The 21,943-nt window shown below is 58.1% G+C and carries 25 protein-coding genes and 3 tRNA genes; 12 read left to right on the plus strand and 16 right to left on the minus strand.

Going from position 1 to position 21,943, the window contains the following annotated elements; genetic code table 11:
- Window position 1 precedes the first annotated feature (1 nt).
- The 3 genes from acnD (at window position 2) to ACKPCU_RS10620 (ending at window position 4,702) form a co-directional block, all read left to right on the plus strand.
- Window positions 2–2,614, plus strand: a complete 2,613-nt coding sequence (gene acnD / locus ACKPCU_RS10610) for a Fe/S-dependent 2-methylisocitrate dehydratase AcnD (protein WP_321346526.1) — start codon at window positions 2–4, stop codon at window positions 2,612–2,614.
- Between the two features lie 50 nt (window positions 2,615–2,664).
- Window positions 2,665–3,852 (plus strand): 2-methylaconitate cis-trans isomerase PrpF, encoded by a 1,188-nt coding sequence (prpF, locus tag ACKPCU_RS10615; protein WP_321346528.1) that lies wholly within the window; start codon window positions 2,665–2,667, stop codon window positions 3,850–3,852.
- Window positions 3,853–3,913: 61 nt separating this feature from the next.
- Complete coding sequence (locus tag ACKPCU_RS10620; protein ID WP_321346529.1) at window positions 3,914–4,702, plus strand: SDR family oxidoreductase; 789 nt, start codon at window positions 3,914–3,916, stop codon at window positions 4,700–4,702.
- A 67-nt stretch (window positions 4,703–4,769) separates the two neighbouring features.
- Here the strand turns inward: ACKPCU_RS10620 and folD are convergent, their stop codons facing one another.
- On the minus strand, window positions 4,770–5,624 hold the full coding sequence (gene folD / locus ACKPCU_RS10625) for a bifunctional methylenetetrahydrofolate dehydrogenase/methenyltetrahydrofolate cyclohydrolase FolD (RefSeq protein WP_321346532.1): 855 nt from the start codon (window positions 5,622–5,624) through the stop codon (window positions 4,770–4,772).
- Window positions 5,625–5,951: 327 nt separating this feature from the next.
- On the opposite strand from folD, the gene ACKPCU_RS10630 reads away from it, so the two are divergent.
- The 3 genes from ACKPCU_RS10630 (at window position 5,952) to ACKPCU_RS10640 (ending at window position 6,280) form a co-directional block, all read left to right on the plus strand.
- Window positions 5,952–6,028: transfer RNA gene (locus ACKPCU_RS10630), tRNA-Arg, on the plus strand.
- 36 nt (window positions 6,029–6,064) lie between these two features.
- A tRNA-His gene (locus ACKPCU_RS10635) sits at window positions 6,065–6,140 on the plus strand.
- Window positions 6,141–6,195: 55 nt separating this feature from the next.
- Window positions 6,196–6,280: transfer RNA gene (locus tag ACKPCU_RS10640), tRNA-Leu, on the plus strand.
- A gap of 127 nt (window positions 6,281–6,407) precedes the next feature.
- Here ACKPCU_RS10640 and ACKPCU_RS10645 read toward each other — a convergent pair.
- From ACKPCU_RS10645 to ACKPCU_RS10695, 11 genes are all read right to left on the minus strand, one after another.
- The gene (locus tag ACKPCU_RS10645; protein ID WP_321346534.1) at window positions 6,408–7,577 is read right to left on the minus strand and encodes an Arm DNA-binding domain-containing protein; all 1,170 of its coding nucleotides are present in this window, start codon (window positions 7,575–7,577) and stop codon (window positions 6,408–6,410) included.
- 91 nt (window positions 7,578–7,668) lie between these two features.
- Window positions 7,669–7,863: a DUF7696 family protein gene (locus ACKPCU_RS10650; protein ID WP_321346536.1), complete on the minus strand. Its 195-nt coding sequence runs from the start codon at window positions 7,861–7,863 to the stop codon at window positions 7,669–7,671.
- Entirely contained in the window at window positions 7,856–8,326 is a 471-nt protein-coding gene (locus ACKPCU_RS10655; protein ID WP_321346538.1) for a phage protein NinX family protein, read from the minus strand. Before ACKPCU_RS10655 ends, ACKPCU_RS10650 begins: the two co-directional genes overlap by 8 nt.
- 65 nt (window positions 8,327–8,391) lie before the next feature.
- Window positions 8,392–8,763, minus strand: coding sequence for a DUF7673 family protein (locus ACKPCU_RS10660; protein WP_321346540.1), 372 nt, complete (start codon window positions 8,761–8,763; stop codon window positions 8,392–8,394).
- A gap of 160 nt (window positions 8,764–8,923) precedes the next feature.
- Entirely contained in the window at window positions 8,924–9,289 is a 366-nt protein-coding gene (locus tag ACKPCU_RS10665) for a hypothetical protein (RefSeq protein WP_321346542.1), read from the minus strand.
- Between the two features lie 12 nt (window positions 9,290–9,301).
- The gene (locus ACKPCU_RS10670; RefSeq protein ID WP_407651853.1) at window positions 9,302–12,106 is read right to left on the minus strand and encodes a toprim domain-containing protein; all 2,805 of its coding nucleotides are present in this window, start codon (window positions 12,104–12,106) and stop codon (window positions 9,302–9,304) included.
- A gap of 14 nt (window positions 12,107–12,120) precedes the next feature.
- Window positions 12,121–12,429: a hypothetical protein gene (locus tag ACKPCU_RS10675; protein ID WP_321346545.1), complete on the minus strand. Its 309-nt coding sequence runs from the start codon at window positions 12,427–12,429 to the stop codon at window positions 12,121–12,123.
- A gap of 72 nt (window positions 12,430–12,501) precedes the next feature.
- Window positions 12,502–12,858, minus strand: a complete 357-nt coding sequence (locus tag ACKPCU_RS10680) for a hypothetical protein (RefSeq protein ID WP_321346547.1) — start codon at window positions 12,856–12,858, stop codon at window positions 12,502–12,504.
- Window positions 12,855–13,175 carry an ogr/Delta-like zinc finger family protein gene (locus tag ACKPCU_RS10685; protein ID WP_321346549.1) on the minus strand — a complete coding sequence of 107 codons (321 nt, stop codon included), beginning with the start codon at window positions 13,173–13,175 and terminating at the stop codon, window positions 12,855–12,857. Before ACKPCU_RS10685 ends, ACKPCU_RS10680 begins: the two co-directional genes overlap by 4 nt.
- The gene (locus ACKPCU_RS10690) at window positions 13,172–13,645 is read right to left on the minus strand and encodes a YmfL family putative regulatory protein (RefSeq protein ID WP_321346551.1); all 474 of its coding nucleotides are present in this window, start codon (window positions 13,643–13,645) and stop codon (window positions 13,172–13,174) included. Before ACKPCU_RS10690 ends, ACKPCU_RS10685 begins: the two co-directional genes overlap by 4 nt.
- Before the next feature lie 36 nt (window positions 13,646–13,681).
- Window positions 13,682–13,879: a hypothetical protein gene (locus tag ACKPCU_RS10695; RefSeq protein WP_321346553.1), complete on the minus strand. Its 198-nt coding sequence runs from the start codon at window positions 13,877–13,879 to the stop codon at window positions 13,682–13,684.
- A 93-nt stretch (window positions 13,880–13,972) separates the two neighbouring features.
- Here ACKPCU_RS10695 and ACKPCU_RS10700 point away from each other — a divergent pair, with 93 nt between their 5' ends.
- From ACKPCU_RS10700 to ACKPCU_RS10715, 4 genes are all read left to right on the plus strand, one after another.
- Window positions 13,973–14,167, plus strand: coding sequence for a hypothetical protein (locus tag ACKPCU_RS10700; protein ID WP_321346555.1), 195 nt, complete (start codon window positions 13,973–13,975; stop codon window positions 14,165–14,167).
- A 271-nt stretch (window positions 14,168–14,438) separates the two neighbouring features.
- Window positions 14,439–14,780, plus strand: coding sequence for a helix-turn-helix domain-containing protein (locus tag ACKPCU_RS10705; RefSeq protein ID WP_321346556.1), 342 nt, complete (start codon window positions 14,439–14,441; stop codon window positions 14,778–14,780).
- 193 nt (window positions 14,781–14,973) lie between these two features.
- The gene (locus ACKPCU_RS10710; protein ID WP_321346558.1) at window positions 14,974–16,053 is read left to right on the plus strand and encodes a ParB N-terminal domain-containing protein; all 1,080 of its coding nucleotides are present in this window, start codon (window positions 14,974–14,976) and stop codon (window positions 16,051–16,053) included.
- Window positions 16,053–16,964, plus strand: coding sequence for a hypothetical protein (locus ACKPCU_RS10715; RefSeq protein WP_321346560.1), 912 nt, complete (start codon window positions 16,053–16,055; stop codon window positions 16,962–16,964). Before ACKPCU_RS10710 ends, ACKPCU_RS10715 begins: the two co-directional genes overlap by 1 nt.
- On the opposite strand, the gene ACKPCU_RS10720 is transcribed toward ACKPCU_RS10715, so the two are convergent.
- The 3 genes from ACKPCU_RS10720 to ACKPCU_RS10730 form a co-directional block, all read right to left on the minus strand.
- Entirely contained in the window at window positions 16,956–17,957 is a 1,002-nt protein-coding gene (locus tag ACKPCU_RS10720; protein ID WP_321346562.1) for a DNA cytosine methyltransferase, read from the minus strand. The two genes, ACKPCU_RS10715 and ACKPCU_RS10720, sit on opposite strands and share 9 nt — an antisense overlap.
- A 116-nt stretch (window positions 17,958–18,073) precedes the next feature.
- Window positions 18,074–19,348: a translesion error-prone DNA polymerase V subunit UmuC gene (gene umuC / locus ACKPCU_RS10725; RefSeq protein ID WP_321346564.1), complete on the minus strand. Its 1,275-nt coding sequence runs from the start codon at window positions 19,346–19,348 to the stop codon at window positions 18,074–18,076.
- Window positions 19,341–19,805 carry a LexA family protein gene (locus ACKPCU_RS10730; protein ID WP_407651745.1) on the minus strand — a complete coding sequence of 155 codons (465 nt, stop codon included), beginning with the start codon at window positions 19,803–19,805 and terminating at the stop codon, window positions 19,341–19,343. Before ACKPCU_RS10730 ends, umuC begins: the two co-directional genes overlap by 8 nt.
- A gap of 189 nt (window positions 19,806–19,994) precedes the next feature.
- Between ACKPCU_RS10730 and ACKPCU_RS10735 the strand changes: the two genes are divergently transcribed.
- On the plus strand, window positions 19,995–20,159 hold the full coding sequence (locus tag ACKPCU_RS10735; protein ID WP_321346565.1) for a hypothetical protein: 165 nt from the start codon (window positions 19,995–19,997) through the stop codon (window positions 20,157–20,159).
- A gap of 472 nt (window positions 20,160–20,631) precedes the next feature.
- Here the strand turns inward: ACKPCU_RS10735 and ACKPCU_RS10740 are convergent, their stop codons facing one another.
- The gene (locus ACKPCU_RS10740; protein ID WP_321346567.1) at window positions 20,632–20,943 is read right to left on the minus strand and encodes a hypothetical protein; all 312 of its coding nucleotides are present in this window, start codon (window positions 20,941–20,943) and stop codon (window positions 20,632–20,634) included.
- Between the two features lie 139 nt (window positions 20,944–21,082).
- On the opposite strand from ACKPCU_RS10740, the gene ACKPCU_RS10745 reads away from it, so the two are divergent.
- Entirely contained in the window at window positions 21,083–21,880 is a 798-nt protein-coding gene (locus tag ACKPCU_RS10745; protein ID WP_321346569.1) for a hypothetical protein, read from the plus strand.
- The last annotated feature ends 63 nt before the right edge of the window (window positions 21,881–21,943 follow it).

Here is a 21,943-nt window from a genome sequence, read left to right on the forward strand (position 1 = left end):
GATGAATACCCAATTCCGCAAAGCCCTGCCGGGTACCCAGCTGGATTACTTCGACGCCAAAGAGGCGGTTGAAGCGATCCAGGCCGGTGCCTGGGCCAAGCTGCCCTATACTTCCCGCGTGCTGGCCGAGCAGCTGGTGCGCCGCTGCGATCCGGAAGATCTGACCGCATCGCTGGAGCAGCTGGTTTACCGCAAGCGCGATCTGGACTTCCCCTGGTATCCGGCCCGTGTGGTCTGTCACGACATTCTCGGTCAGACCGCACTGGTCGACCTGGCTGGCCTGCGTGACGCCATCGCCGAGAAGGGTGGTGACCCGTCCAAGGTCAACCCGGTGGTGCCGACCCAGCTGATCGTTGACCACTCGCTGGCGGTAGAGGCGGCCGGTTTCGACCCGGACGCGTTCGAGAAGAACCGTGCCATCGAAGATCGCCGCAACGAGGACCGCTTCCACTTTATCGAGTGGACCAAGACTGCGTTCAAGAACGTCGACGTGATCCCGGCCGGCAACGGCATCATGCACCAGATCAATCTGGAGAAGATGAGCCCGGTGATTCAGGCGCGGGGTGGTGTTGCCTTCCCTGATACCTGCGTCGGTACCGACTCGCACACCCCGCACGTTGATGCGTTGGGCGTCATCGCCATTGGTGTCGGCGGTCTGGAGGCCGAAACCGTGATGCTGGGTCATCCGTCGATGATGCGCCTGCCCGACATCGTTGGTGTCGAGCTGACCGGCAAGCGTCAGCCCGGCATCACCGCGACCGACATCGTCCTGGCCATCACCGAGTTCCTGCGTCAGGAGCGGGTGGTTGGTGCCTATGTCGAGTTCTTTGGCGAAGGTGCAGACAGCCTGACCATCGGTGACCGCGCCACGATCTCCAACATGTGCCCCGAGTACGGCGCCACTGCCTCGATGTTCTACATCGACGGCCAGACCATCGACTACCTCAAGCTGACTGGGCGCGAGCCCGAGCAGGTGGCGCTGGTCGAGACCTACGCCAAGGAGCTGGGGCTGTGGAGCGATGCGCTGAAAACCGCCGAGTACGAGCGCGTGCTGCGTTTCGATCTGGGCAGCGTCGTCCGTAACATGGCGGGCCCGTCCAATCCGCACCGTCGTCTGCCGACCTCGGCGCTGGCCGAGCGCGGTATCTCCGACGAGGCCAAGTGGGAGGCGGGTAAAGAGGAAGAGGCTCACGGCCTGATGCCCGATGGCGCTGTAATCATCGCCGCCATTACCAGCTGCACCAACACCTCCAACCCGCGCAACGTGGTGGCGGCCGGTCTGTTGGCCAAGAAAGCCAACGACCTGGGGCTGGTACGCAAGCCATGGGTAAAATCCTCGTTTGCGCCCGGTTCCAAGGTGGCTCGGCTGTATCTGGAAGAGGCTGGTCTGCTGCCGGAGCTGGAGAAGCTCGGCTTCGGTATTGTGGCCTACGCCTGCACCACCTGTAATGGCATGTCCGGTGCGCTGGACCCGAAAATCCAGCAGGAAATCATCGACCGCGACCTGTACGCCACTGCGGTGCTGTCCGGTAACCGCAACTTCGATGGTCGTATCCATCCGTATGCCAAGCAGGCGTTCCTGGCCTCGCCGCCGCTGGTGGTGGCCTACGCTATTGCCGGTACTGTGCGCTTCGATATCGAGCGCGATGCACTGGGCACCGACAAAGAGGGCAACCCGGTCACCCTGAAGGACCTGTGGCCGAGCGACGAGGAAATCGACGCCATCGTGGCCGCCAGCGTCAAGCCGGAGCAGTTCCGCCAGGTCTACATTCCGATGTTCGATCTGGGTAACGTGCAGGAGGCTGAAAGCCCGCTGTATGACTGGCGTCCGATGTCCACCTACATCCGTCGCCCGCCGTACTGGGAAGGCGCACTGGCTCGCAAGCCGGCGCTCAAGGGTATGCGTCCGCTGGCGATCCTGCCGGACAACATCACCACCGACCACCTGTCGCCGTCCAATGCGATCCTGCTGGATAGCGCGGCGGGTGAATATCTGCACAAAATGGGCCTGCCGGAGGAGGACTTCAACTCCTACGCCACCCACCGTGGTGATCACCTGACCGCGCAGCGCGCCACCTTGGCCAATCCCAAGCTGTTCAACGAGATGGTGCTGAACGAAGACGGCAGCGTGCGTCAGGGCTCCCTGGCCCGGGTCGAGCCGGAAGGCAAGGTCATGCGCATGTGGGAGGCGATTGAGGCCTACATGGAGCGCAAGCAGCCGCTGATCATCGTTGCCGGTGCCGATTATGGTCAGGGTTCGTCCCGTGACTGGGCGGCCAAGGGCGTGCGTCTGGCGGGTGTTGAAGTGATCGTGGCAGAAGGCTTCGAGCGCATTCACCGTACCAACCTGGTGGGCATGGGCGTGCTGCCGGTCGAGTTCAAGCCGGGCACCACGCGCCTGACGCTGGCGCTGGACGGCACCGAGACCTATGACATCAAGGGTGATGTGTCGCCACGCTGCGATCTGACGCTGGTGATCAATCGCCGCAATGGTGAGGTGGTAGAAGTGCCAGTGACCTGCCGTCTGGATACCGCTGCCGATGTCAGTGTGTACAAGGCGGGCGGGGTGCTGCAGCGCTTCGCCAAGGACTTCCTTGAGTCAGAACAAGGTTGATCCAGAACCGGGGCGCTTGCGCCCCGGTGTTCTTTTCAGGAGACGTTTTCATGGCTCATGCAGCCCAAGTCAAAATTCCCGCTACCTACATTCGTGGCGGTACCAGTAAAGGCGTGTTCTTTCGCCTTCAGGATCTGCCCGAGCGCTGTCAGGTGCCGGGCGAGGCGCGTGACAAGCTGTTCATGCGCGTGATCGGCAGCCCCGATCCGTACAGTGCGCACATCGACGGCATGGGCGGCGCCACCTCGTCGACCTCCAAGTGCGTGATTCTTTCAAAAAGCAGCCAGCCCGAGCACGACGTCGATTACCTGTACGGTCAGGTCTCGATCGACAGTGCCTTCGTTGACTGGAGCGGCAACTGCGGCAACCTGTCGACCGCTGCGGGTGCCTTTGCCATTCACGCCGGTTTGGTTGATCCGGCGCGAATTCCGCAGAACGGCACCTGTGTTGTCCGCATCTGGCAGGCCAACATTCAGAAAACCATCATCGCCCATGTGCCGATCACCAACGGTGAAGTTCAGGAAACCGGTGATTTCGAACTGGATGGCGTGACCTTCCCGGCGGCTGAAATCGTGCTGGAGTTCCTTGATCCGTCCGACGACGGTGAAGAGGGCGGCTCTATGTTTCCCACCGGCAATCTGGTCGATGATCTAGAGGTGCCTGGTGTTGGTACCTTCAAGGCGACGATGATCACTGCGGGCATCCCGACTGTGTTCGTCAATGCTGAAGATATTGGCTACAAGGGCACTGAGCTGCGCGAAGACATCAACAGTGATCCAGCCCAGCTGGCCCGCTTTGAGCAGATTCGTATCGCCGGCGCGCTGCGTATGGGATTGATCAAAACTGCGGAAGAAGCAGTCAAGCGTCAGCACACACCGAAGATCGCCTTTGTCTCGCCGCCGAAGAGCTATCAGGCCTCCAGCGGCAAGCAGATCGAGGCGTCTGACGTCGACTTGCTGGTCCGTGCGCTGTCTATGGGTAAGTTGCACCACGCCATGATGGGGACCTGCGCGGTTGCCATCGGCACGGCGGCGGCAATTCCCGGTACGCTCGTCAATATCGCGGCTGGCGGTGGTGAGCGCGAGGCTGTGCGCTTTGGTCATCCCTCAGGCTCGCTGCGGGTCGGTGCCGAGGCCAAGCAGGTTGATGGCCAGTGGGTTGTCACCAAAGCGATTATGAGCCGCAGTGCGCGTATCCTGATGGAAGGCAGCGTCCGGGTGCCCGGCGACGCGTTCTGATGTGTTGACTCTCATCGCGTGCTAGGCTCGGTCGAGTCTGGTAACGCGATGGGGGAATGACATGAATCTGGATCTGTCGGGTCGGCGTGCGCTGGTCTGTGGTGGTAGTCAGGGGTTGGGCGAGGCTTGCGCCCGTCAATTGGCAGCGCAGGGCGCAGAGGTTGTGGTGCTTGCGCGCTCGCTCGACAAGCTACAGCGGGTCCGTGACAGCCTGCCGGCAGAGCACGGGCAGCGCCACGATGTCCTTGCTGTCGATGCAACCGATCGCGCTGCCCTGGCCTTGGCGCTTGCCGGTGAGCTGGAGCGCGGTGGTCCGTTTCACATCTGGCTAAACAATACGGGTGGGCCAGCGCCTGGTCGGGCCAGTGATGCACTGCCGGAGGCCTATGCCGACGCCTTGATGCAGCATATGGTCAATGCGCAGGCCATCCTCAAACAGTTGCTGCCTGGTATGCGCAGCGCCGGGTACGGCCGCATCCTTAATGTGCTGTCCACCTCGGTTAAGCAGCCGCTTGCCAGTCTTGGCGTTTCCAACACGGTGCGGGCGGCGGTCGCGAACTGGGCCAAGACCCTGTCCAGTGAGCTGGCGGCTGATGGCATTACGGTCAACAACGTGCTGCCGGGGTTAACCCAGACCCCCAGGCTGAACAGTCTGATTGCCAGCACAGCCACCAGCAGCGGGCGCTCAGTCGAGCAGGTGGCGACAGGTATGGCGGCCCGCGTACCGGTAGGGCGCTTTGCTGAACCGGCTGAGTTCGCCAATGCAGTCGGCTTTCTCGCCTCGCCAGCGGCCTCCTATATCAACGGCATCAATCTGCCGGTGGATGGCGGCATGACCGGTTCGCTCTGACCGTATGCGTGAAAACAAAAACGCCCGGCACTGGCCGGGCGTTTTTATGTCTGCAGCGGCAGCCGGCTCAGCTGTGCAGATGCTCGCAGGCGTGCAGGGTGTTTTCCAACAGGCAGGCGCGGGTCATCGGGCCAACGCCACCCGGCACCGGCGTGATCCAGCTGGCGCGCTCGGCGGCTGGGCCAAACTCAACATCACCAACCAGTCGACCATCGTCCATGCGGTTGATGCCTACGTCGATCACAATCGCGCCCGGTTTGATCCACTCACCCTTTACCAGTCCGGGCTTGCCGGCGGCAACTACGACCAGATCAGACCGGCGGACATGGTCTTCCAGGTTTTTGGTAAAGCGGTGAGTGACTGTCGTGGTGCAGCCTGCCAGTAGCAGCTCCAGTGCCATCGGCCGGCCAACGATGTTGGAGGCGCCGACCACGGTGGCGTCCAGGCCGTAGAGATCAACGCCGGTGCTCTTCAGCAGGCGGATAATCCCCATCGGTGTGCATGGGCGCAGCAGCGGCATACGCTGGGCCAGGCGGCCAATGTTGTAGGGGTGAAAGCCGTCAACGTCCTTGTCAGGGCGGATGCGCTCCAACAGCTGGGAGGCTTCCAGGTGTGCCGGCAGGGGCAGTTGAACCAAAATGCCGTCGATTTCCGGATCATCGTTGAGGTTGTCGATCAGGTCGAGCAGCTCCTGCTGGCTGGTGGTAGCCGGCAGGTCGTGCGAACGGGACAGGAACCCGACTTCTTCGCAGTCCTTGCGTTTGTGCGACACGTACACTTGGGAGGCAGGATCGCTGCCGACCAGAATGACAGCAAGACCAGGGAGGCGCAGGCCATTATTCTTGCGTTCGGTGACTTTGCTGGCGATTTCCTTGCGGAGGTTGGCGGCAATCTGCTTGCCATCGATGAGTTGGGCGTTCATGGGGTTCCTGACGCAGAAAAAAGTGGCGCTATTGTGGCATGCCGGACCCTGCGGAAAAAGGGCGAGTGGGGCAGGTTGTCGGAAAACCCCGAAGACTGTGCTGAATTGTCATGTGGCTATTGATGGTCAGTGCAGGGAATCAGGATAACTTCCTCATGTGATTAAATTTTTTTGTTCTGAGCGTTGACGTGGTGGGCGTCGCTCAGTATTATTCGCCCCGCTTCACAAACACAGCGACACCGGTTTGGAAGGCGACCAGGCAGCACCGGATTAGCGTCACAAGTTGATCTGGACGTCTTAGCTCTAACGGGCGAAAGAATGCACAGGGCGCCCGTAGCTCAGCTGGATAGAGCATCCGCCTTCTAAGCGGATGGTCGCAGGTTCGAGTCCTGCCGGGCGTGCCATTCAGGCAAGGCTGTGTGAGTGAGAAGTATGTAGTGGTGGGCGTAGCTCAGTTGGTAGAGCACAGGATTGTGACTCCTGTTGTCGTGGGTTCGATCCCCATCGTCCACCCCACTTATTTTAGAAAATGCCAGGCACTGCCTGGCGTTTTCGTTTGAAGTGCTACAAAGCGGACGTGGTGAAATTGGTAGACACACCAGATTTAGGTTCTGGCGCCGCGAGGTGTGGGAGTTCGAGTCTCCCCGTCCGCACCATCTAAGCTGTTGTTTTTATTAGTGGTTGCAAATGAATCCCCTCTGATTGGGAGCGTTTTGGGAACACTTTGGGAACAACGGGCACAAAAAAGCCGCCTCACGAGGGCGGCTTTTGCCGTTTCTAGGGTCAGAATTTCAGGGCTGCGGCGATTATGTCGAGCTGGTCGTGCGCACGCCGGGGTATCCAGGTGCCGTAGTGGCGGTGGATCATCGCGGTGGTGGTGTGGCCCATGTATTCGGCGATCCACTCCACCGGCGCAACACCGGTGCTAAGTACCTGGCTGGCGAAGGTGTGCCGGCAGTTTTTCGGGCTGCGGTACCGCACGCCGTGTTTCTCCAGATGACCCACCCACCAATTTTTCAGCAGCACGTCTGAGCTGGTCCAGGCCGCTTGCGTGCTTGTTTTGTGGAATACGAACCGCAGCCGGCTTTTGCGCACTGTGCGGTTGTCCCTGTCGGTGACGGCCACCTCCACGGGCGGCAAGTGCCCTGTCAGTTTGAACTGGGCGAGCAGGGCGTCGTGGGCGGGCTTGAGCAGCTTGAGCTCGCGGTTTGACCGCCGTGTTTTGGTTACCTTGTAGTGCCCGCGCACCTGGGCCCGCCGAAAGCGGATGATCCCGGCCTCCAGATCGATGACATCTTCCCATGCCAATGAAATGGCCTCAGACACGCGGGGGCCGCTCCACAGCATGAACTGCGCAAGGTTAATCTCCTGCTGCAGGTCAGGGTCTGGGGTGATGATTTTTTCAATCTCTTCCCGGTTGAACGGGTCCACCTCTTCGGTATCGGGCAGCTTGATGGTGATGCCGGTGGTGGGGTCGTGTGCTGACCGGTTGCGCGAGCGGTAGAGCGTGTAGGTCTGGTGCATGATGTTGACGATGTCGCGGATGGTCTTGTTATGCAGCTTTGCCATCAGCTCCTGCTGGACCCAGGCGGTGACCTCAATGTGCTCGATGCTCTCGGCCTGCCGGTCGCCCCACTTGGGCCGGATGTGGTTTCTGACCTTGCTGGCATGGCCTCGGTACCCTGATGCGGACATTTCATTGCGCTTTATGTCGAGCAGCAGGTCGAGGTAGTAGCCCAGCGTGCTGGTTTTAACCTTGGGTGAGTATGGGAAGTGCCGGGCATAGTTGAATGTGCCCTGCTGAATTTCGTAGTTGATGGTGCCCACCAGGCGGTGGGCGTTGGCGATATTGGCTGGTGTTGCCTCACCTTTGACCGGTTCGCGGCACAGCTCCCCCTGGTATCTGAAATACACACGCACGCGGTTGCCGCGCACCTCTACACCGTCTGCCATTGAGCGTCCCCACGCTTTGAATCGTTGCCAGTCTATGCGGCTGGCAAAAAAACGGCCCCTGCAGGGGCCGAGAAACTACGTTGCTGAATTCTTATTGCATCCACTCGGCTCGGCGGCTCCACTGCCGGCGCATTTCTTCCAGCAGGCGTTCTGCCGCAGCTTTGCCGCGCTTGCTGGTGATTAGCTCCTGCAGCTCGGCCACGCGCTGGGCGTTGGTGTAGCCGCGCCGAAGCCAGTCGCGGGCTTCGGCCTCTAGTAGTAGTTGCTTCAATGGCAGATCAGCCACGTGCGGTCGTCCTCATCAAAACAGCCGGAACATCAGCCGTATCGCCAAAGTAATGAGCAAGAAGGACTTTGCAGATTGCCATGCAGGGAGTAGCAGAGACCCCAACAATCACAGGCTCAGAGCGAGTCATGGACGCGCGCCATAACCCAGCCGGCTGCGAATCATGTGGCTCGATGGTCAGGCGAAACTTTTGCAGTATCTCTCCGCACAGATCCCAGTTATCCATAGGTCGGAAGCAAGCACAATGCAGAGTGCCAGCGAACTCCGCCGATATCTTCAAGTCGGTGTGAATCTTGATATCCCGTGCCCAGATCGCGCGGGCTACTGCCCAATTGAACGCGGGGCCCCTAAGTTCACGGGTTTTGACTGTTACTAGCTCAGTTGCTTCGGTGACCTTGTATCGCTTGATGTTGTTGTGAGTGGTAGCCTTGATTTCACTGCTACTGGATTGCTCTGTTTGCATGGTGCTCTCCTTTCGGTGGTTGGCCCCGCTGAGTTGCCGCTCGGCGGGGCTTTTTTGTGGCTGGGTTAGCCCCAGCGGGCTGCCAGACTTTGAAAAATGTGGTGCCCGCCCTCGATCAGCTCATGCACTTCCTTTTCGGGTGCCCAGTCCATCATCAGCACGGCCATGCAGTCGCTGTGCAGCTCTTCGTCCAGGGCGCGCAGGTCGGTGAGGGGGAAGGGGTAGCCGGGGCCGTTGTACAGGCTCAGCAGAAAGTGGCTCACCACGGCGCTTTGGCCGCTGCCGCCCTGGGCGACGGTGACCAGCCGACGCAGCGCGGGCATGCCTGAGGCCTTCACTGCTGCGCGTTGGTGCTGCATGGCCTGCATTTTCCTATACAGGTGCTCTGCTACGCGCAGTTGGTCCAGCTCGTTAGTGTGGTTTGCGCTTGCTTGCATGGTGCTCTCCTTGCTTGGCCCCGGTGTTGCCGCACCGGGGCGTTGCGTTACTTGTGAGCCAGAGCGCTGAGCGCATCCGGGAATTGGTAGGCCAGGATGATCAGCAGGGCGATCAACGCCGCGCTGCCCGCCAGGCTGGCGATGTTCTGGGCGTGATGACTCATGGCCTTGCCCCCATGGCGACGCACATAAGTGCCATTACCAGGTCGTTGTGGCGGCTCGGCGGGGGAATGCGTGCCACCCACTCTGGCGGGTAAAACAGCTGCTCAAGTTCAGCGGCGTTGTACCAGGTGGTATTGCCGGCGTCGGTCTTGGCCTGGTAGTGCGTTTGGCTCGGTGTACCGTCGGCGTAGTCGACGCTTCTAATGGCCATGATCTTGGCGTTACCGGTGCGGCGGCCGTCGCGGGTGGGCAGCACGGCCCCCAGCACGTATTTGCCGTTGGCCGGGCCTGATGCCCAATGGGGCTTGTTCAGGTCTGCGATGGTGAAGTCTTTCATCTGGCCGAGGAACGGTTTGCCTTGCATGGTGCTCTCCTTTCAGTTGGTATCGGCGTTGCCGCGCCGATTGGGGTTCTCAAACACCCAGCACCGGACGGTGGCGGGCTTGAGGTTGCTGTCGAAGGCGTTGTTGCGGTGCTGGTTCTGCCGCTCGCGGATCCGACTATTCACGGCGCGCTGCCCCAGGTACTTGCGGCTGCTGCTGTCGGGCAGCCAGGTGCGCAGGTCGCTCGCGCTGGGCAGCTCCTGACGGTGCTCTGCCGCCAGGCGCACAAACTCGTTGATGTTGATGGCGATCAGGTTTGGGTCGCGGCTGTGGTTGACTACGCCGTCTTCGCGCTCGGACTCCAGGTACTCGTACACGTCCCAGAACTGGGCCACGCCGGGGTGATCGGCGTTGATGGCCAACTGACGATCGATGGCCATGCTCACCAGCTCGGCGCGGCAGTCGTTTACCTGCTGTTGAGTGAGAGGGCAGACCATGGCCAGGCAGTCGATCAGGGCCATCATTTGCGCGTGGTTTTTGATGATGCGTTCCACGCGGATATCTTTAACGCCGCGCAGGGTGGTCTCATGCCCCTTGAAAGCCGAAACAAAGCGCTCCATCAGCGCCGCCTCTTGCGTCATCACCTTGACCATGAAGTGGCTCAGCTGCTCCACCTGCATCTGTTCCAGCTCAGCGATGGCAACGCGGCTCTCTGGCGTTGTTTCTGGGCGCAGCAGTAGCACTTTGACCAGGCGGGTCAAAATCGCCTCGTGCGCGCTTACAGCGGCGTTCTGGCTAATGACGATGCTGCCGCGAAAGGGCGGCTCGTAGGTTTCGTTGCCGGCGGTCTTCACACCGGTTACGCCCAAGCTGCCGCCGTTGTATAGGGGTTTGAGTTCGTCCCAGTCGTAAGCCTTTTTTGGGCGGCCGTTGATGCCGGCTGCCGGGTCGTTACGGTCTGCCTCTAGCAGCACAACAGGTTGGTTGGACACTTGGCCCATCCAGCGCCGGCGGCCTGACTGGGTGCCCTTGGACGGGTCTTTGCCTTCGTCATCAGCCCGGCCGAACATTTTCCAGATGAAGTTGATCAGCGTGGACTTGCCGGCGCCTGGCTCGCCGGTGAACTCCAGGAACGGGAAGCTCTTGTGCACGCCCCTGATCTGCTCGGCCAGCGTCGAGCCCAGCCAGAACGCCAGCACAATGGCCCCTTTTGCCCCAAAGCACAGCCACAGCTTGGGTAGCCAGGCCTCGGTGTAATGGGTGGGCCGCGTCTCGATGTGCAGTTTGATAGAGCGCTGCAGCGTCTTGAGGCGGGTTTTGCCCATGTCGAAGTAGTCTTCGTCGTTGGCGTGGTAAACCTGCCCACCCTTGACCGCTACGTCTGCAAACACATAGGCCTGGTGCTCTTTGCTGTAGCCCATGTAATCGATGGTTTCGACCACCTTGAGGCCATACAACTGCTTGCGCATCAGGTGATCAAGCTGCGCACCGCTGCCGGTATACATGGCGCCGGTGGCAACGTGCAGCAGGCGTTTTTTGAATTCAGACGCTGCCGCCAGCTGGCCGCTGGTGAAGGTGGCCTTGACGGTGCCGCCGTCATGCGGGAATTCAATGCGCAGGTAGTACCAGGCCTCGTCTGTAATCAGGTTGCGCTGGTAATACAGAGCCTGGAAAGAGCAGTTGGCCAACTCGACTACGCCGCCGGCCAGGCGCAGGGCGCGGTCGCGCCGTTGCTTCTCGGTAAGCTGGCGATCTTCTGGGCGCTCACTGTCTTCCAGGGCTTGTTTGGCGCTGTTGTACTTGTTCAGATCGTTCTTGAACCACCAAAGGCAGTTCTCGTAGACGAACGGGAACTCTTGCCGCTCCCGCCAGCTGTACATGAGCATGCCGTAATCCATGGCGCTCTCAGCCAGCAGCAGGTCGCCGTAGTGGCGTGCCTCTCGCAGGTCTTTGTCGATGCGCTCTTTACGCTTGGCCTCGTCATCGATGGTGGCCCAGCGCAGCTGGTGCAGGTCGTTCCAATCCACCTTGCGGCCGCGCTGCGGGATCTGCGCGGCACTGCTGCGATAGCCCAGCTCAGCGGCACGGGGGACGTACTTGCGGATGCCTGCATGCGCCGAGGGCTCGTTGTCCAGCGCCCATACCAGGGCGGGCAGTTTGGGGGCCTTGCCGTCTTTGCCTTCCTGCGCCAGGCGCTGGGTGGCCAGATCCTGCAGAAAGGCCTCGGGGTAGGGCGCGCTGCTCATCATGGAGACGGCGGCGATGCCGTGGAGCAGCAGGGCGATGGCGTCGAATATGCCCTCAACAATCCACAGCTCTTTGACCTCCAGCAGATCCACGCAGGGCGGCACCCAGCATTTACCGCGGTAGCTCCAGCCGGGTTTGAAGCGGGCTTTTTTGCTGCCGAAGCGCGCGGGCCTGTCGATCAGCCGCTCCCAGTAGCCGCCATCGGGCATGGTGAACCGCACTGTGGCGCTGCCGATGTTGAGGTGCTGGTCCCAATAATTCTCTTGGGTGTACCAGCTGCGGATCATCTGCAGGTCAAAGCCGCGGTTAAAGCTCAGGTAGGCATCTGCGCTGGCAGCGGGGTTTTCAGGCGTGGCCGGGTGGTTGCGGCTGACGTCCTCGAAGAGGTCGGTGAACACGTCTTTGATGTGGATTTGTGCGCGGCATTTGCCGCGGCCGCACATGAGCACCCAGGGCGCCTGCTGGTGAGCGTAGAGCGAGGGCTCTTTGCTTTTGCCGCCGCCACAGGTGGGGCAAACGCCTTTGCGCAGCCAGCCGGTATTGCCAGCGGGCACCAGGTTGTATTGCTTTTTGAGACGGTCCAGCACGGTTTGATACAGCTTGGGCGGCATTTCACGTACTGCACTCACTGCGCGGCCTCCGCTGACAAGCGGCGGCATAGCTGGCCCAGCTGCAGCAGCTCACCGGTGACGCTGCGTTTGCTGTTAAAGCTCAGGCCCATCAGGTAACCGTCTGCCCGGGAGGCGTACCAGTTCAGCATGACCTGGTTGCGGGCTGCTGCCTCGGTCAGCATGTGCTGTAGCCAGTCCTGCAGCATGGGGTGGTTGCTGGCGGTGTGTTGCAGTGCCGGCAGGCTGCTTAGGTGCTCGCGCAGGGTGGCGGCACAGCAGGGCGCCTGCGGCAGTTGAGGGGGCTGGTGCGTCAGGTTTTGCATGTGGTTCACCGTGCTCTGGGTGCAGCTCCCCCCTACCCACGCAAGGCGGGCAAGGGCTGGGGTGTTTGGGGGTCAGTTGGCGGTGGTTAGCCGCTTTCGCTTGGGCGAGGCAACCAGGTGCTGCGCGATCAGCGCAGCAGGCACCGCATGGGTGAGCCCTGTGCGGGTATCCACCAGGGCCACGGTATGGGGGCTGGTGGCGTCTAGGTCTACCCGGTATGGGGTGGCGGTGCTGTGCAGCTCACCGTAGGCGCGCAGTACCAGCTTTTCTGCCAATGGGCGGGCAACGCCCAGTGCGCATTCGAGGTGCTCCGCCGCGCGGTTGATCAACGCCTGGCTGGCGCCCAGGTGCTCTGCCTCATGCCGGCGCATGTAGGCCAGGGCAGCGGCTTGCATGTCGTCCTGATAGTCCTGCGGTATGGCTTTCATGCTGTGGCCTCTTGGTCGAGCTGCTCAAGAAATGTGAGTTGGTCTTTGTTACCGGTGGGCGCGAGATCACGCAGGGCCTGCAGGCGCTCTTTGGCGGGGGAGAGCGGCAGGGTGACCTGCGGCTGCGGCAAGCCAGACGGCGAGAGGGTGTAATCCCACGTCAGCGTGCCCACGTAGCTGGCACCGCACACAATGTTGTTGCAGCGGGCATACATGGTCTGGAAGGTGGGCGTTTGCTTCTCGCTCTTGCGGATGAACATGGGCTCACCGCAGGCCGGGCACAGGCAGCGGTAGCCGCCATGGTTGGGGGCTGTCATGGCTGCTTCTCCCGGGTGTGCAGGGTGATGGTGGCCAGCACCTGGCCGTGGCGCTCTGCCAGATGCTTGGCATGCAGTGCGAGGATCTCGCGCTTTTCACGCGGGCAGATCTCGCCGTCTTCCAGCGCCTTAGCAATGTGCTGATCTACCTTGCCGCGCCGGCTGGAGGTGCGCAGGCTGCGCTGGTGCAGCTCTATGTTGTCCAGCAGCTCGGTGGCCGGCATGTGCACAAAGAAGCCGCCAAACTGCTGGCAGATGTAATCAGCCAGAAAGGTGGTGTTGGTCACGGCCTCAAGCGCGGCGATTTGTGAGTCATCCAGCGGGCGGTGGCCGTTGTTCTCGTAGGCGTGGTTATCAAACTGCTTGAGCGACAGACCAAGGCGGCCAGCTGCGCCCTCACGCCCACCGGGGTAAGCGCGGATGATGGCGCTGACCACCTGGCGACGGGTTTCAAGAATCTCGCGGGTCATGTTCTCGTTTCCCTGTTTAGCGGCTAGCAGTAGGGTTTAACGGCGGGACTGTTTGTTGTGGGCTTGCATGCCCTTGACGATCAGCAGGCGCGCCATGGCAGCCAGGGAGCGCATTTCTGCATCTGCCATCTTGGCGAGCTGGGCGCGCTCGTCCTCGGTGAGGTGCGTCATCAATGGTTTGCTGCAGCCACGAGGGGAGGGGGAGCGCAAAGCAGTGGCGTTTTGGGTGGTCATATCTTAGGATTCCTTACAATGTGTAAGACAAACAGAGCGGGAGGCGTGGCAGTGGCGAAAGGACTAATCGCGAGAGACACCCTGGATAAGGACTTGATTAACCGTAAGAGTCTGACGGATGAGTTCTTAGGCATTGCCTACACCATTGAGCAGTCGATGCTTACTGCTGGTGCGGTGCCGGGTGAGGACTACACCCTGCTCGACCTGTACAAGCTGGCGCAGCCGTTTGCGTTGGAGTCTTACCGCGACGACAGCAGGGCAATGGAGATCGACTATCCAGCTCAGTGACTGCCACGGCCACGCGCCGGTGAAAGGCACCGAGGGTTTCACGCGGGCTTTTGACTGCGCCAGCGGGAATATCCAGAAGGAAGGTTTTGCCGCAGCGGCAGCCGATAACGGTGGTGTAAGCCGGCGATTCGTCAGGGGTAAGCATGGTGTGAACTCCTTTTACGTTGATGCCAGCTGAAGGAACCAAACGGTTTCTATCGCGGCCTTTGTTTGTGTAAGACGCTTATAGATTGGAACCGAATGGTTTCTTTGTCAACAGGAAAGTAACCGTATGGTTTCTATTGGTGGTCGGCTAAAGGACGAACGTGAAGCTCTTGGCTGGAGCCAAGAGACAATGGCGGCAGCGGCCGGCATCACAAAGAAGACTCTAGGGCTGTATGAGCGCGATGAACGCAGCCCCAATGCTGAGTATTTGGCGGTATGGGCTTCCCATGGTGTTGATGTTCTATACGTCCTGACCGGCCAAAGAACGCCGAGTGGGGCAGAGGGACTCAGCGACCAGGAGTCAGCGGTCATTGATAGCTTTAGGTGCCTCAGCGAAGCCGATCAGGCCGCTGTGAGCAGATTGACCAACGCCTTGGCTGCGACCAGTCAGGGTGGAGAAAAAAACTGAGGGCAACTGAGTATTAATTGAATTGACCGACCAAAGCCGCCCAGGAGAGGGAATCGATAAATATATTAAGCGCTGGCCATTAAGTTTTATCTAAACAAGCCAGTAGCAGCGAATGGCTCTGTTCACAGCAAGAGTACACATGCCTTTCTGCGGTACTCGATTCGTATAATGGAAGAATTTATGAGGGGTATTTATGTCGCGGCTTGAATCGGTAAGCTTGAGCGACCTCCATTTTGACCCGGATAATCCAAGACTTCCGCTCGCACTTCGTCATTCTGGCGAAGACGCCGTGTTGAAGTACCTACTGCTCGAATGTAACCTCATCGAACTTATGCTTTCTATCGGCGAGCATGGTTTTTTTCTTGGTGAGCCGTTACTTGTCGTTCCGAGGCCTGAAGGTGGTTATACGGTAGTTGAAGGTAATCGGCGGCTAGGAGCATTAAAACTATTATCAAATGACGATAAGCCGCCAGTGCTGCCCGGCCAAGTTAACCAGGCGCGAGCTTCTGCAAAAATAAGGCCGGTGGATGATATACCTGTCTTAGAGTTTCAGCAGCGAGATAGCATTCTTAGCTATCTTGGTTATCGTCATATTACCGGCATCAAAGAGTGGGATTCTCTTGCAAAGGCTAGATATTTGAAGCAGTTGCGTGATCGTCATGGAAACCTAAATCATGTCGACGCACACAAAGCTCTAGCTAAAGAAATCGGTAGCAAAGGGGCTCATGTTGCAAAGCTTCTAACAGGCCTGCATCTTTTGGAGGTGGCTAGAGATACTGGCGTCCTCGCAAAGCTGAAAATTGATGAAGATGACGTCCCGTTTTCTCTGCTTACCACAGGTATCGGATATCCTAATATTTGTGAGTTTATCGGGATTCAAAACTCGTCTGACGTAGATGCGGCGAATTTAGATCTCGGTAAATTTGAGGAATTTTTTACGTGGGTTTTTGATAAGCGGCATGGAGCTCATACAGTATTAGGAGAGTCGCGTAACTTCGATAAATTAAATCGCGTTGTTGCGAATGATAAGGCGTTGGAAGAGCTTAGACGAGGTGAAACCCTCGAACGTGCTGACTTGTATACTGAGGGTCCACTCAAGGCTTTCAGAAAGCTTCTTAAAGAGGCTGAGGATGGTTTGTCAGATGCGCAGGCAATGCTGAGTGCGGTAGATGATTTGGAGGAGACTGACTTTACCCAGGCAGATAGGGTTAGAAAAGCTGCCTCTGCGCTTGCTGCCTCTATCAAAGATCGATTCCGCACGGATGAAGAGTGATGATGAAGCTAGATTCCCCTCGGGACTTGGATATTCACACACTCGCTGACTTTGTGGAGTTACTATGCTTAATAACCGTTGATCGCTCCTGCTCACGCGAGTCAATCGTTGATCATGTTAGAGACTTGGGTAAAAAAGACTCTGATTATCAGTTGTGGACAGGAGATGTTTTAGACGACTGTTTTGCGCAGCTTGAATGGAGGAAGGAAGCTTTTGGCGATAAATACCCATTCAGCATAGATTGCGGTGGTAAGGTTATTACTGGTGCCGAGGATCTTTCTGCAGATCAGAAGGCTTACGTTTTTTTTCTTCTCTGTGCGAATTTACCTTTCATTGATGCTAGTTATAATTTGCTAACTGATCCTTTTGAACGCGCCTCTTATTTTGCAATGAAGTCCATTTTTCCGGAGTCTGCTCATGTTGTGGCGTTCGGCAAGAATGAGACTGATTACACCGGCGCCAAGTGGGAGCGCCTGAATCAACTTGCGGGACACATAGGCGGTGAAGGTATGTGTGATGAAGGCACATTCCGCGGTAGGGACTCAGGCGACGGCGGAATCGATTTGGCGGCTTGGCTGAGTTTGGATGATTATGAACGTAAGAACGTGCCCTCAGCGTTGGGCCAATGTGCCTGCTCCCGGAAAAATTGGTCTGCGAAACAGAGCGAGATATCTGGAGACCGGTTGAATGAATGTATTCATCCCTCACATCCGTGGATGCAGTTAATATTTATTCCCCACTGTTTCAGGGATAATCGTGGAAGGTGGGCTGTCAGAGGCCAGCTTTCTCGCACAATTATTTTTGATCGTTTAAGAGTCATCAAAGCTGTTTCAGTAGAGGAGCATTGGGAGCATATTGCACCTCCTGAACTCTTGGATGATTTTCTGGGCTATAGGTTGGATCTAGTTTAGGTGGAGCTTCTCTACGATCGCTTTTCCTACAGCTTCAAACATTGGCGGCGGTACTGCGTTGCCAATGACTCTAAATTTGTGACGCAGCATGTTGTAACTAATATTTTTCCCGCTATTTATGGTGTCAGGAAAAATAAGGTCACCACCGTGGGTTGTGTACTTCGGCATAAACCCTTGGAGTCTCGCCGCCTCTTTGTATGAGAAGCGTCTCGCAGGCGCATCGGTTTCAAACTCCCACTTGTCCGTATGAATCCTAAGTAGTTTTGGGCTGATAGGATGCAGAGGCATGTGCCTCATGTGACTCACTATGGTTTTGCTCAGCTCGCTCCAATCTCTCCGCCGGTTGCGAGATAGGTAGTACCAGTGAAAGGGGTCTTCACAAAATTCGCCGACAGGCCAGTCTGGTAGCCCGTCCAAAGCCTCACCGATGCTGAAAAAGTCACGGTCTGCATTTGGGCCATGAGTGGCGGCGGGGAACTCAAAACCCGTATCTAGATCCTTGCGGATGCCCACAATGACTACGCGCTTCCGTTCTTGCGCGACGCCATATTCGTGGGCATTTAACTGAGCCCAGTATACTGCGTAGCCTTCTTCGCCCGCTTCGGAGAACCGTTTGAGCTGATCTTCCAGCAAGTGTCGATAAGTGCTTCTTCTCAGACCCGATACATTCTCAGCGATAAAGGCCTTGGGCTGAATAGAATTGAGCGCTCTGGCGAACTCAAGGTATAGAGTGTTGATTTTGCGGTTGGCTTCACGTGCGCCCCCCTGGCTGAAACCTTGGCATGGATAGCAGCCCACGAGGAGGTCCGCTTGTGGGAAGTCGTTTATTTCGCAAATGTCTCCAAGGCGATAATCCGTATCAGGGAAATTGGCTAAGTAGACATCACGAGCATACGGCAGGATATCGTTGGCCATCACGACATCAAAGCCAGCCGCTGTAACTCCTGCGTCCGAGCCCCCACAGCCTGAAAAAAGCGACACAGCAGTAGGCATGAAACCTCCCTTCTAATAATGGACGCAGATTATACGTTTCCTGCGCCTCCTGTCATCCAGCATGAGTGCGGGTTGATTCTTAGGCCACTAAAGCACCTGCGTGGCAGGGCATCAGACTAGTTACAGTTGGCCTGTTTGAGTGACTGGTAAGCGGTTGTATAAGAGGGGCTCCTGAGCTCCTGCCGCATGCCCCAGCCCGCAGCTTCCGGCACACTCGCCGGTCGCAACGTCCCTTTCCCCCAACGCCCATTGATTTGATCCAGCACCCCCATCACGCGCGCAGCCGCTGCTGGCTGCACCTCTGCAAACAGATCCTCCGTGAACTCCCCCGGCTGCCGTAAATCCATCAGCAGGATCTCGGCTTTCGCATACGCATACCCTGTGCGATAGATCTGCTCCAGCCCGGCCAGGGCGGTGTGAATCACCAGGCGGGTGTCGTCAGTCGGGTAGGGCAGCTCGCACACAATGCCCTTGGAGAACTTGGGTTCATCTGGGTTGAACATGCCGGTGCGGATGCTTACTCGCACCTTTTTGCAGTGAGAGCCCTGGGCGCGCAGCTTCTCGCAGGCGCGGGTGGTGTAGCTGGCCACGGCTTCCCGCAGCTGCTCGATGTTGTGAATGCGCTGGCCAAATGAGCGGCTGCTGCAGATCTCTTGTTTGGGTGGGGCTGCTTCTTCCAGCGCCAGGCAGGCTATGCCGCGTAGCTCGCGGGCGGTTTTCTCGATGACTACGCTGTATTGTCGGCGCAGGGTTGCGGGGTTTGCCTGGGCGAGATCCCACGCTGTTTTGATGCCGCTGGCGGTAAGGTGCTCGGTCATGCGCCGGCCAATACCCCATACCTCACTCACCGGTAGCACGCGCAGCAGCTTCTCGCGCCGCTGTGGGTCACGCAGATCGACCACGCCACCGGTTTGCCGTTGCCAGCGCTTTGCTGCGTGGTTGGCCAGCTTGGCCAGGGTTTTGGTGGCGGCAATGCCCACGCCGGTGGGTATGCCGGTGTGCTTGAGTACGCGGGCGCGGATCTCGCGGCCGATGTTTTCCAGTGGCTCGGGCAGGCCGGTGAGGTCTGCGAAGGCTTCGTCGATGCTGTAGACCTCCAGCGCGGGCACCATGCCTTCGATGGTGGTCATCACCCGTTGGGACATATCGCCATACAATGCGTAGTTGCTGCTGAACGCCAGCACGCCGTGCTTTTTGAGCGTGTGCTGAATCTTGAAGTAGGGCTCACCCATTTTTACAAAGGGCTTTGCATCCGCGCTGCGGGCGATGACGCAGCCGTCGTTATTGCTCAGCACGACGATGGGCGTTCGCGCCAAGTCGGGCCGGAAGACGCGCTCGCAGCTGGCGTAAAAGCTGTTGCAGTCGATCAGGGCAAAGGCTTTATCAGGCATGGCTGTGCCTACGGATGCTGCCGGTGACCACGCCCCAGATAAGCAGCTCGTCGCCCTCCAGGATGTAGCGGGGCGGGTATTTGGGGTTTTCTGAGCACAGCACCACTTGGTCGCCCTGCCGAGTGTAGCGTTTGACGAAGGTGTCGCCGTTGATGGCGGCGATCACGATGTCGCCTTTACGTGCGTCCCGCGCTCGGCTGACGACCAGCACGTCGCCATCAAAGATGCCCGCACCTTCCATGCTGTGCCCTTGGGCACGCACCAGGTAGGTGTGGGGGGCGTCTATCTCTAGCAGGGCATCCAGCGAGAGGGCTTGTTCCATGTGGTCTTGCGCTGGGCTGGGAAAGCCCGCAGGCACGCGGCAGGAGTAGAAGGGGAGCTCGGTGTAAGACTCGGCGGCGGGGCCAAGGATGATTGCGGTGGCCATGGGGTGCGTCTCACGTGATTTACTGTTCATGCATACAGTATATCTGTGCCCGCTGGCTTGGCAATTGCTGAGCAATCCGAAATTTTTACGCAATTGGGCTCAAAGCATCGAAAACCGCTAATTTGCCAGCCCTACTGACCGCTCAACATGCAGACAATAGGTGACTCCTGTGCGCGCAGCCAGGGTGGCTAGCGCGCTCGTGACGTTAGGAGTTGCAGCATGAAGGACTACACCCACAACACTGAGCCAGGCGCGAAAGGAAGCGAGCCTACCCTGAGCCAACGAGAACAGCTTTTGCTGTCACTGTTCAGGGCGCTTGATGAGCAGGCGCAGGCGGATATTCTGCGGTTTATGGAGGTGCTGGCTATGCGGCGGGAAGGTTAGATAGAGGGGCGCAGTTACCGAAAGTAAGCGGCTGAGCTTGAGTATGCTAAATGTTCTAAAAAAAGTTGAACGTGCAGAAAGTCAACCCGAAAAACACAAAAAACCGTGTCTTTTTGATGTTGATGTTTGCAGCATCTGGCTATAGCCTTTCATTAACGCACCGAATTACGTAATGCCAGAAAAGGACGGCATCGATTTACGTAAGAAAAGAAAAAGGGACGCCGCCACAGCGTCCCTTATTCAAAGTGCCGAGGCACGGGGTTTCTACTTTCGTAGACAAGCAACCGCAGTATGTGATTTGCACTAGTGCATGTCAAATATCGCACCCCCGTTTGGATTAACCTCTCTCAGGTTGTAGGAGGTGCGCGTGAAATATCTTGAGCTAGCGATTTTGCTGATCCAGATTTTCATTTTCATCAAGCGGTGACCAGTCAGACCGGGGCCTTTGGCCCCGGTTTTCTTTTGCGCTTCTTCAGGCATGACCGTCCAGCAGGGTAAACGCTAGTGGTGCGATGAGCGCAATACCGGCCGGCGCGCTGATCAGGCTGAAGCCCTTGATGGCTGAGCACTTTGGCTCTTCGTACTCGACTACCTCCACCACCCAGCGCATGACTCCGTGCGGGGTTTCCAAACGGAACGGATGAACTTGGACTTGTTCACCGGCAGCGGTGGAATCGCGGTAGCTCGGCCCGGGCGGTTCAGCAACGGCTGCTAGCGATTCCAGCACGTGGTATTCACCTGCGGCGTAGTACATGCCATCACCGCAGCAGTCGATTATTGGCACCTTGATCTCCGGTTTCCGATTCGGACTGACTGTGGCGTATTTGTTAGTCGCTAGGGGGAAGGGTTACACCTGAAACTGTGCGGTATTGCACAAACTGCCGATCAGGGGCATTTTGTGGGCACATTACTAGGAGTTACCCATGGACTGGATCGAGTCATTTAAAGAGCACCTCAGCTATCGGCTGTCAAACCCCTTCACTCCCGCGTTCCTGATCTCCTGGAGCATATTAAATTTCAAAACAATCTTAACCGTCCTATCCAATGAGCCATTGAGCGCCAAAATTGGCTATCTAGATAAGACCTACGCTCATGATTCGTTCTTTGACAGCGGGTACATGCAAGGGTTGATTTGGCCGGCCATTTTAGCGCTGGTGTTTGTGATCCTGTCTCCTTGGTTTAGCGGAGCGGTCGGTTTGTACTGGAAATGGCAGAAGAACAAGATCAAGGGGTGGGCTATTTCACTTGATGAGCAGACTCCCCGATCTGCTGGTGAATTCCAGGATTTGAGGAACCAGTACGCGGGCTGGCTCAGTGACAAAGACCAAGAAATTGATCAGTACATGCAAAAAAATGATCGGTTGACCAGGCTTTCCAAGGAGCATGAAGACGTCACGTTGGCGTTTCAGCAGAAACACGAAGAATTGGCTTCAAGGCTCGCTGAGAGCACACGGACGACCGCGGCGTTGCAAACAAATGTCGAGTCACTTACTGAACGGTTGAGTGTGACATCGGAAGAAGCAAAAACCCATCTGCACGCGCTCATGGCTGCCGAGGATCGCATCGCTGAGCTCGAGCATTTGCTCAGGAAAGTGGAAGACACTGAGAGGAAAACTGGCACCACAGGTCATGCTCTGAGTCTTCCCTGGAACGAAGAGCAAAAATCCTTACTCGGTGCTCAACCTTATGACTATGACGACGGACCGAAAAAGCAGCGATAGTAGCGTTTTTTGAATGTTGTTACTTGGATACTCATTGGTCGCCCGTCAGCATTCTAGCTTGAG

The organism is Halopseudomonas oceani, assembly GCF_963677335.1.
In the GTDB taxonomy this organism is placed as follows: Bacteria; Pseudomonadota; Gammaproteobacteria; order Pseudomonadales; family Pseudomonadaceae; genus Halopseudomonas; species Halopseudomonas oceani.

What these genes read in the sequence shown, in the direction of transcription:
- ACKPCU_RS10715 (WP_321346560.1), top strand. Translation starts at nt 16,053, where the DNA reads ATGATGAAGCTAGATTCCCCTCGGGACTTGGATATTCACACACTCGCT.
- ACKPCU_RS10695 (WP_321346553.1), bottom strand. Translation starts at nt 13,879, where the DNA reads ATGACCACCCAAAACGCCACTGCTTTGCGCTCCCCCTCCCCTCGTGGC.
- ACKPCU_RS10705 (WP_321346556.1), top strand. Translation starts at nt 14,439, where the DNA reads ATGGTTTCTATTGGTGGTCGGCTAAAGGACGAACGTGAAGCTCTTGGC.
- prpF (WP_321346528.1), top strand. Translation starts at nt 2,665, where the DNA reads ATGGCTCATGCAGCCCAAGTCAAAATTCCCGCTACCTACATTCGTGGC.
- ACKPCU_RS10645 (WP_321346534.1), bottom strand. Translation starts at nt 7,577, where the DNA reads ATGGCAGACGGTGTAGAGGTGCGCGGCAACCGCGTGCGTGTGTATTTC.
- ACKPCU_RS10670 (WP_407651853.1), bottom strand. Translation starts at nt 12,106, where the DNA reads ATGCCGCCCAAGCTGTATCAAACCGTGCTGGACCGTCTCAAAAAGCAA.
- ACKPCU_RS10745 (WP_321346569.1), top strand. Translation starts at nt 21,083, where the DNA reads ATGGACTGGATCGAGTCATTTAAAGAGCACCTCAGCTATCGGCTGTCA.
- ACKPCU_RS10710 (WP_321346558.1), top strand. Translation starts at nt 14,974, where the DNA reads ATGTCGCGGCTTGAATCGGTAAGCTTGAGCGACCTCCATTTTGACCCG.
- ACKPCU_RS10675 (WP_321346545.1), bottom strand. Translation starts at nt 12,429, where the DNA reads ATGCAAAACCTGACGCACCAGCCCCCTCAACTGCCGCAGGCGCCCTGC.
- ACKPCU_RS10690 (WP_321346551.1), bottom strand. Translation starts at nt 13,645, where the DNA reads ATGACCCGCGAGATTCTTGAAACCCGTCGCCAGGTGGTCAGCGCCATC.
- ACKPCU_RS10665 (WP_321346542.1), bottom strand. Translation starts at nt 9,289, where the DNA reads ATGCAAGGCAAACCGTTCCTCGGCCAGATGAAAGACTTCACCATCGCA.
- ACKPCU_RS10620 (WP_321346529.1), top strand. Translation starts at nt 3,914, where the DNA reads ATGAATCTGGATCTGTCGGGTCGGCGTGCGCTGGTCTGTGGTGGTAGT.
- ACKPCU_RS10730 (WP_407651745.1), bottom strand. Translation starts at nt 19,805, where the DNA reads ATGAACAGTAAATCACGTGAGACGCACCCCATGGCCACCGCAATCATC.
- folD (WP_321346532.1), bottom strand. Translation starts at nt 5,624, where the DNA reads ATGAACGCCCAACTCATCGATGGCAAGCAGATTGCCGCCAACCTCCGC.
- ACKPCU_RS10720 (WP_321346562.1), bottom strand. Translation starts at nt 17,957, where the DNA reads ATGCCTACTGCTGTGTCGCTTTTTTCAGGCTGTGGGGGCTCGGACGCA.
- ACKPCU_RS10685 (WP_321346549.1), bottom strand. Translation starts at nt 13,175, where the DNA reads ATGACAGCCCCCAACCATGGCGGCTACCGCTGCCTGTGCCCGGCCTGC.
- ACKPCU_RS10655 (WP_321346538.1), bottom strand. Translation starts at nt 8,326, where the DNA reads ATGCAAACAGAGCAATCCAGTAGCAGTGAAATCAAGGCTACCACTCAC.
- acnD (WP_321346526.1), top strand. Translation starts at nt 2, where the DNA reads ATGAATACCCAATTCCGCAAAGCCCTGCCGGGTACCCAGCTGGATTAC.
- umuC (WP_321346564.1), bottom strand. Translation starts at nt 19,348, where the DNA reads ATGCCTGATAAAGCCTTTGCCCTGATCGACTGCAACAGCTTTTACGCC.
- ACKPCU_RS10735 (WP_321346565.1), top strand. Translation starts at nt 19,995, where the DNA reads ATGAAGGACTACACCCACAACACTGAGCCAGGCGCGAAAGGAAGCGAG.
- ACKPCU_RS10680 (WP_321346547.1), bottom strand. Translation starts at nt 12,858, where the DNA reads ATGAAAGCCATACCGCAGGACTATCAGGACGACATGCAAGCCGCTGCC.
- ACKPCU_RS10660 (WP_321346540.1), bottom strand. Translation starts at nt 8,763, where the DNA reads ATGCAAGCAAGCGCAAACCACACTAACGAGCTGGACCAACTGCGCGTA.